We start from the raw sequence: 7009 nt of genomic DNA on the forward strand, positions 1-7009 counted from the left end.
ACCCCAGCCTCAGTTGATGTGACCGCAGCCACAGAGCCCTCAATCTGAGGCAGTTTTTCCGCCTTTACAGCGAACGGGCAATCAAGAAAACAGAGCCCCAACGACCCCTTCCAGGAATGCCTCAACATCGGCTCTACCAGCGACCGTCGGTAGAGGGTTTAAAGCAGCGATTCGCCCGTCGGGCACCCTATCTCGCCCGACTAAAAATCACCCCTAAAAGGGTGAGGTAAATCACACCGCGAGCGCCACTAAAAGCCGTTTTAACCACGATCAGTGAACACCCCAATACGCCGAACAGCCTCTTCCATCTCGGACGTCTCACCGGCGAAGCAGAGGCGAACCCACTCATGGCCGTTCTCTGTGTCGAAGTCGATTCCAGGGGCAACGGCCACGCCCGTTGCGGCCAACAGTTCCCGAGCCCAAGTCATGGAGTCGACGGAGTTCGGGTCGTCGTAAAGCCCTGCGATATTGGCGTAGATATAGAAACCGCCGTCGGGCGGAGCGATATTACCGAGACCGACGCGGGGCAGCCCCTCGAGCAAAACGTCGCGGTTGCGTGCGTAACGCGTCACGTGCGAATTGAGCTCGCCAATGGACTCGGAGCTGAACGCTTCCACCGCTGCTGCCTGCGAAATTGCCGGTGGACAGACAGTGAGGTTGGCTTCGAGGCGATCAAGCGGCGCACGCAGCCACTTGGGAACGATTAGCCAGCCGACGCGCCAGCCGGTCATCGAGAAGTACTTACTGACACTGCCGACCACGACTGCCGCGTCGGAAAACTCGCGTGCAGACGCACACTGTCGGCCATAAGTAATGCCGTGATAAATCTCGTCGGAAATGAGCAGGCAATCGTGCTGCTCACACCACTTCGCAATGGCACGCAGCTCGTCGGCATCGATAATGGTGCCAGTGGGATTGTCCGGGCTGGTGACAATCACAGCCTTGGGCACGCGCGGAAGTGCCTGCAGGTGCTGGGCGGTGAGCTGGAACCGGGTCTCAGGACCACAGTCAATCTCGACAATGTTGGCACCGAGCGCCTGCAGCGTATTGCGGTATGCGGGATAGCCCGGGCGCGCGAGCACAATGTCATCGCCAACGTCGAGGGCTGCGAGGAAGAGCGCCACGAAACCGCCGGAAGAACCGGTAGTGATGACAACATCAGCGGCCTCCGTGGCCGTGCCGTAGTTTTCACGATGCCAGGCGGCGATGGTTGCACGCAGCTCAGGCGTGCCGACGGCCGCTGTGTAGCCCAGAACCTGATTTTCTAAATCAGCACGCGCACGGGCAATCGCGGCAGCCGGGGCCGCGGTCGCGGGCTGTCCCACGCAGAGGAATAGAGCGTCACCATGAGTACGCTGACGCTCCTGTGCGAGCGCGAGAACATCCATCACATGGAAGGGTGCGACCTCACAGCGGCGGGATGCTAGGTCGCGCTGGGGCTGGGATGCCTGCGGAGGCTGCGAGGAGTTTAACGGCTGCGGTGACTGCGACGACTTTGGCGACAGCGGAGATTCGGCGTGCATACCTTCATCTTTGCAGCCACCGAGGCCACTCAGGAAATCCAGTTCAGCCCGGGTGGGTGCACCAGCGAGGTATCCGAGTGCAGCCTGAACACCTCGGGCATTATTTAGATGGAAATGCGGCCCTCAACTGCAGGTAGTGCAATGTCGGTGCGGTAGTGCGAGCCCTCGAGCTTAATGGTCTTGATGGTCTCGTACGCCTTGTCGCGAGCTTCTTCCAGCGTGTCACCAACGCCGATGACGTTGAGCACACGACCACCAGCGGAGACCAGCTCACCCGCAGCATTGCGGGCAGTACCAGCGTGGAGAATGCCATCTGCCTCGCGGCCAGGCTCTGCACCTTCAATGACATCACCCGTGCGCGTCGACACCGGGTACCCCTCAGCGGCCAGCACAACAGTCAGAGCGTAACCATCACGCCAAGACAGCGGACCGAAGTCCGCCAATGTTCCGGTAGCAGCGGCGTTGAGCAGCTGAGCCACCGGGGACTCCAGCAGCGCCAGCACGGCCTGGGTCTCCGGGTCACCGAAACGGCAGTTGAACTCAATGACAGCCGGGCCGTCCTCGCCCCAGGCCAGACCCGCGTACAGCAGACCCTGGAACGGGCAGCCGCGAGCGGACATTTCACGAGCGACCGGCTCGCAGACATCGGTGACAATGCGCTCAGTTGCGCCTTCCGGCAGCCAGGACAGCGGGCTATAAGCGCCCATGCCACCAGTGTTCGGCCCCTCATCGTTATTACCGACGCGCTTGTGGTCCTGAGCCGGCAACAGCGGGACGACGGTTTCGCCGTCGACCAGGCAGAACAGGGAAACTTCCGGGCCGTCCAGGAAGGACTCCAGCAGCACCGGGTTACCGGCGGCCAGCACCGCCTTTGCGTGTTCGAGAGCCTCAGCGCGGTCCTTAGTGACCACGACTCCCTTGCCAGCAGCCAGACCGTCATCCTTCACGACCCAGTTCGGGCCAAAGCGGTCAATGGCGGCCTCGATGTCTTCGTCGGAGGCCTCCGGCTGAATGGCCTCTGCCGAGGCGGTCTTTACCCCAGCCGCCTTCATGACGTCCTTAGCGAAAGCCTTGGACCCCTCAATCCGAGCCGCGTCCGCATTCGGGCCGAAGACCGCGAAACCAGCGTCGCGCAGTGCGTCTGCCACACCCGCGACCAGCGGAACCTCCGGGCCAATAACAACCAAATCGGCCTCAATTTCCTTGGCCAGCGCAACAGCGCCAGCGGGGTCATCCACGACCAGCGGATGCATGGTTGCAATTTCACTCATGCCCGCATTACCAGGGGCTACGTGAAGATCAGTAGCCTGCGGGTCCTTACTCATTGCGTACAACAGGGCGTGCTCACGGGCACCGGAGCCAATTACGAGGATGCGCATAGCAATCATCTTACTAATCAGCCCGGATAACTCTCATCGCACCCAACCCCTCAATCCGCTATTCGGGTTACCCTTGGCACATGAGCACAGTATTTACCAAGATCATTAACGGTGAACTCCCCGGTCGTTTTGTCTACCGCGATGACAAGGTCGTCGCATTTTTGACCATCGAGCCAATTGCGCCTGGCCACACTCTGGTCGTCCCTGTTGAAGAGGTGGACAAGTGGACGGACGCCTCGCCTGAGCTGTGGGCTCACCTCAATGAGGTTGCTCAGAAGGTTGGTCAGGCTGTCGTCTCCGCTTTTGACGCTCCGCGTGCTGGCTACCTCATCGCCGGCTTCGAGGTTCCGCACACCCACATCCATATCTTCCCCGCCCACGATATGTCCGGGTACAACCTGCAGTCGGTGGATCGCAATCCTTCCGCAGAGTCCATGGATGAGGCCGCCGCTAAGCTACGGGAGGCCCTCGGGACTGACGAAGACGGAAAGTTGGTGCGCTAATCGCCGCTTCAAACGAGGATTTTCGGGAAGAACAACTTCCGGTAGTCCCTGCTCCTGAAGCGCAGGAACCGGAGGCGCAAAAACCGGCTGCAGCTGAGGGATCAGCATCGCTCCCCTATGCCATCTTCCGTCCGCTGCGCGGTGTTTTCGAAGATAACTGGGGAGCCAAAGTGTCCAAATCCCGGCCGTGGCCGGTCATCCTCCTGCATGGAACAGGCCAGGTCAAGGGCATTTGGGAGACCCTCGGCGGTCAGTTGCGGGAGGATGGCTGGGCTGTCTTCGCGCCAGATTTTGGGCACCGTGCAACAGACCCCATCAATCAGTCCATCGACATGCTCGTGCCCTACATCAAGGCTGTCCTGCACGCCACTGACGCAAAGCACGCCGTTATCGTGGGGCACTCGCAAGGCGGCTTAATCGCCACCCTGCTTTCTCTGCGCATTTCCAAGTACATCAAGCATGTTGTCTGTCTTGCCGCGCCCAACCACGGCACCAACCTGGGCGGCATCGCTTCCGGCATCACTAAGATTCCCGGCACGAGGTCGCTGATGAGCAACTTTGTTCAGAACTACTGGGGCGTTTCCGGTTTGGAACAGCTCACGGGTTCAAAGATGGTTTTGAACTCCAATTCCCACGATATTCTCGGCCCCGGTGTTACTTACACCTGCATTGCCACTAAGTATGACCAGCTCATTTCCCCGCCACAGTCCTGTTTCTTGGATGGCGGTGACACAGGCATGGTCACCAATCTCTATGTGCAGGACACGTTCCCTCAAGCCATCGTTTTGCATGAGCAGATGGCACACGATTGGCGTCCCCGCACTCTTACTCGCGAGGCACTATTCAAGCTGGTAGGCGAGGATTTTGACCCAACCGAGCATGCGGAATAGACCGCTCCTAACGCGGATTTTCCCGCCGACAGCCGCTCGCCCGTCCCAGCCAAATCCGAGTCCGGCAGCGGGGAACCTCAGCGACCCCGTTCCGGTTATCGCATTACATGGCACGCTCGATAGTCCCGGCGCGTGGGCACCGCTTGCCGACGGGCTCCGTTCCCTCGGCCGCCGCGTCTATGTACCGGCCTACGGAAACCGCGGCACTGCTGCCCTTGCGGATTCTGTCGCCGAAGTCGAGGACTATATCAACGGAGTTTGCGCTGAAACGAACTCGGACACGGTCGACATTGTGGCTCACTCTCAGGGTGGGCTATTGGCTTTCCTGTTATTTACACGCCTAGCGAACCTTGAATACGAGCGCATTTCATTTCGCCGTGTCATCAGCGTGTCGGGCTCTGTCGGCGGCGTAAATCTGACTGGAATCTCCCGCATTCTGGGCCGGCGGAATGGGGCTCCTGCCCGCTGGCTAATGGGACAGGCTTTAGCCGATCAAATTGCGGTAGCGGCAGGAAAATACGAACTTCCTACCGCCAACACTGCCCCACACCTCCGCGGGCGCCAAGCAGCTGCACCTGACTGGATTAATGTCATCAGCCACCATGACATTCTGGTCATTCCGTGGTCCGATACCGCGCAGAGCTTCCTGCCGGACACCCAAACTGTTTTGCTCGAATCCGAGCTAGAGGGCAGGTCTGTTGCTCATTGGAAGCAACAAACAGACCCCGAAGTGATCGATCTGATCACTCGGCTATTGGCGTAGAGCTTCGACCTAGAACTTGGTCAGCGACTCGCGCGCGGTGACGACATCCGCAAGCAGCTGCTGCGCGGCCGGCGAGGGGTTATCGGAGGTGAGAGCCTCGATGACGACGTCGGGAAGCCCTGCGGCGCGGTAGTCGTCAACAGTGACATCGCCGTACTCAAGAACACCGTGGAGCCATGCGACTGCACGCGACTCTGGCGAAATGCAGCGTCGTGCGGTGCGTTCCTGCTGGACGAGCACATCACGGTTTTCCACCCCGCGCATCCCCAGCCGAGCAAGAGTGCGCGCAGCAGAGATGAGGTTCTCACCGGCAACACGATCCTGCTGATTCGGGTTGGCCGGCGGCTTCTTGCGGCCACGACGGCGCACGTAGAGCTCCTGCTGGCCGATACCAACTAGGGAACCATCGCGGTTTCGGATTACAGAGGTGTATGGAACGACCGTCGAATAGCCGCCTTCCGTTTCGGCCTTAAGCTTTTCGACCATCTCATCCGGCACCTCTACCTCGAGGTACGCACCATTTTTGCCCGGGCGGATAAATTCAAACGACCCAGTTCGGGTCCATGCCTCGTACTTCTTGACGTCCAGGCGCTGCATAACCAGCGTGCCAAACAGCACATCCGTCATCGAAAACAGCGCACCGCCAAATGCCGCGCCATGCATATTCGCAGTCAGAGCGTTTAGGCGCAGCTCCAATCGCCCCTCAGACCAGTCATCCGCAATCTCGGTGATACGGATGCCGGTGCCAAACAGCGGCGGCCAAATGTTCAGCAAGAACTTTGCCTTAGCCGGGGACATCTCTTTCTCAGCAAGTTTGTACAGGGTGCGTCGCAACGAGGGACCAATAGACATAACTACCTACATTAGGTGCTGACCGGACGAACGCGGGTATTATTGTCAGAAAACAAAAGTGTGTCGGCTTCAGCACATGCTTTACGACGGTTCCCGCGCCCCACCTTTTAATAAGACAGCGACTATTTAGGCAGCAAACCGTTCCGCCAGCGTATTGACACGCCGAGTAAAGAAATCCCGCAATTGCGCGTAGCGAGGATAACCATAAATGCCGCGGTCAGCTGGGTCATCATATTCCCAGCGCTCCGTCTCTACATCTGGCGCGATGTAGTCCGAAACGTCGATTTTCCCCACAACAATGACCACATCCGCACTGTCCGCGAGAGATGGCGTGAGCTGATGAGGATCCCCATCACACCGTGCCCCCACCTCACAGAGTGCGCGTCGCGCGTCTTCATCCAGACCGCGGTCATCATCATCGATGCTGATACCTGCTGACAAAACTGTCAGGCCTGGGGCAGCTTGCCGCAGCAGCCCTTCTAGTACGCGCGAGAGTCCCATGTTTGAACTACTGACAAAGAGCACCTCTGACATGGCTCTATCGTAGAGTATTTTTCTCAGAGAAATCACCCCAGCTTGTGGGGTTTTCTGGAAGGTTTTACAGAAAAATGCCAAAGGCGCCCATAGCGCAGGCCCTTCCCCGAGACCAGCCCTATCGACGCTTATGACTTAAAAACAAAGCCCACTTTACATACGCATGTAACCCCTGTGAAGCATGGGGCTAGAGTTGCGAATGTGAATGCTCCGTGGCCTGTGATTTTCCTGCTGTCGGTGTTGCGTTGTCCGACTGTCGGTGTCGCGTTGTCCTGCTGACAGCGTTGCGTTGTCTGGCTGTCGGTGTTGCGTTGTCTTATCGATGCAATATTCACCTATCGATACGCAGCAGCGTGTCCATAAGTGAATAGCTCATCCATATGTTGACCAGGACTTCCGACAACGTGCGCATAAGTGACAGAAAATCCCCCAAAAAAACGGGTTAAACGACAGAAAGTGTGTCTGGATTCGGTGATTTGTAGTGGTTGACCTCTAGGTTTCAGAGAAATATATGCTCCGGGAGCATATATTTGGCTCCGGGACGGTAAATCCGCGGTGTGGCAGC

General features: G+C 58.6%; 7 protein-coding genes. 3 read left to right on the forward strand and 4 right to left on the reverse strand.

The window, feature by feature from the left end; genetic code table 11:
• Positions 1–260: 260 nt before the first annotated feature.
• Positions 261–1388 (reverse strand): aminotransferase class I/II-fold pyridoxal phosphate-dependent enzyme, encoded by a 1128-nt coding sequence (locus NQ014_RS10695; protein ID WP_257075324.1) that lies wholly within the window; start codon positions 1386–1388, stop codon positions 261–263.
• A 239-nt stretch (positions 1389–1627) separates the two neighbouring features.
• A complete protein-coding gene (gene purD / locus NQ014_RS10700) occupies positions 1628–2902 on the reverse strand; it encodes a phosphoribosylamine--glycine ligase (protein WP_257075313.1) in 1275 nt (424 codons plus the stop codon).
• A gap of 80 nt (positions 2903–2982) precedes the next feature.
• Here purD and NQ014_RS10705 point away from each other — a divergent pair, with 80 nt between their 5' ends.
• The 3 genes from NQ014_RS10705 (at position 2983) to NQ014_RS10715 (ending at position 5058) form a co-directional block, all read left to right on the forward strand.
• On the forward strand, positions 2983–3405 hold the full coding sequence (locus tag NQ014_RS10705; protein WP_005511554.1) for an HIT family protein: 423 nt from the start codon (positions 2983–2985) through the stop codon (positions 3403–3405).
• Positions 3406–3575: 170 nt separating this feature from the next.
• Positions 3576–4295, forward strand: a complete 720-nt coding sequence (locus NQ014_RS10710; protein WP_257075318.1) for an alpha/beta fold hydrolase — start codon at positions 3576–3578, stop codon at positions 4293–4295.
• The gene (locus NQ014_RS10715; RefSeq protein WP_257075320.1) at positions 4285–5058 is read left to right on the forward strand and encodes a triacylglycerol lipase; all 774 of its coding nucleotides are present in this window, start codon (positions 4285–4287) and stop codon (positions 5056–5058) included. The genes NQ014_RS10710 and NQ014_RS10715 overlap by 11 nt, the downstream gene beginning before the upstream one ends.
• Before the next feature lie 9 nt (positions 5059–5067).
• Here the strand turns inward: NQ014_RS10715 and NQ014_RS10720 are convergent, their stop codons facing one another.
• Both NQ014_RS10720 and NQ014_RS10725 read right to left on the reverse strand, forming a co-directional pair.
• Positions 5068–5910 carry a PaaI family thioesterase gene (locus NQ014_RS10720; RefSeq protein ID WP_038626554.1) on the reverse strand — a complete coding sequence of 281 codons (843 nt, stop codon included), beginning with the start codon at positions 5908–5910 and terminating at the stop codon, positions 5068–5070.
• A 126-nt stretch (positions 5911–6036) separates the two neighbouring features.
• On the reverse strand, positions 6037–6444 hold the full coding sequence (locus NQ014_RS10725; RefSeq protein ID WP_070603951.1) for a hypothetical protein: 408 nt from the start codon (positions 6442–6444) through the stop codon (positions 6037–6039).
• Between the last annotated feature and the right edge of the window lie 565 nt (positions 6445–7009).

The sequence above is a fragment of the Corynebacterium sp. 5QC2CO genome (assembly GCF_024580435.1).
Classification (GTDB): Bacteria; Actinomycetota; Actinomycetes; order Mycobacteriales; family Mycobacteriaceae; genus Corynebacterium; species Corynebacterium jeikeium_D.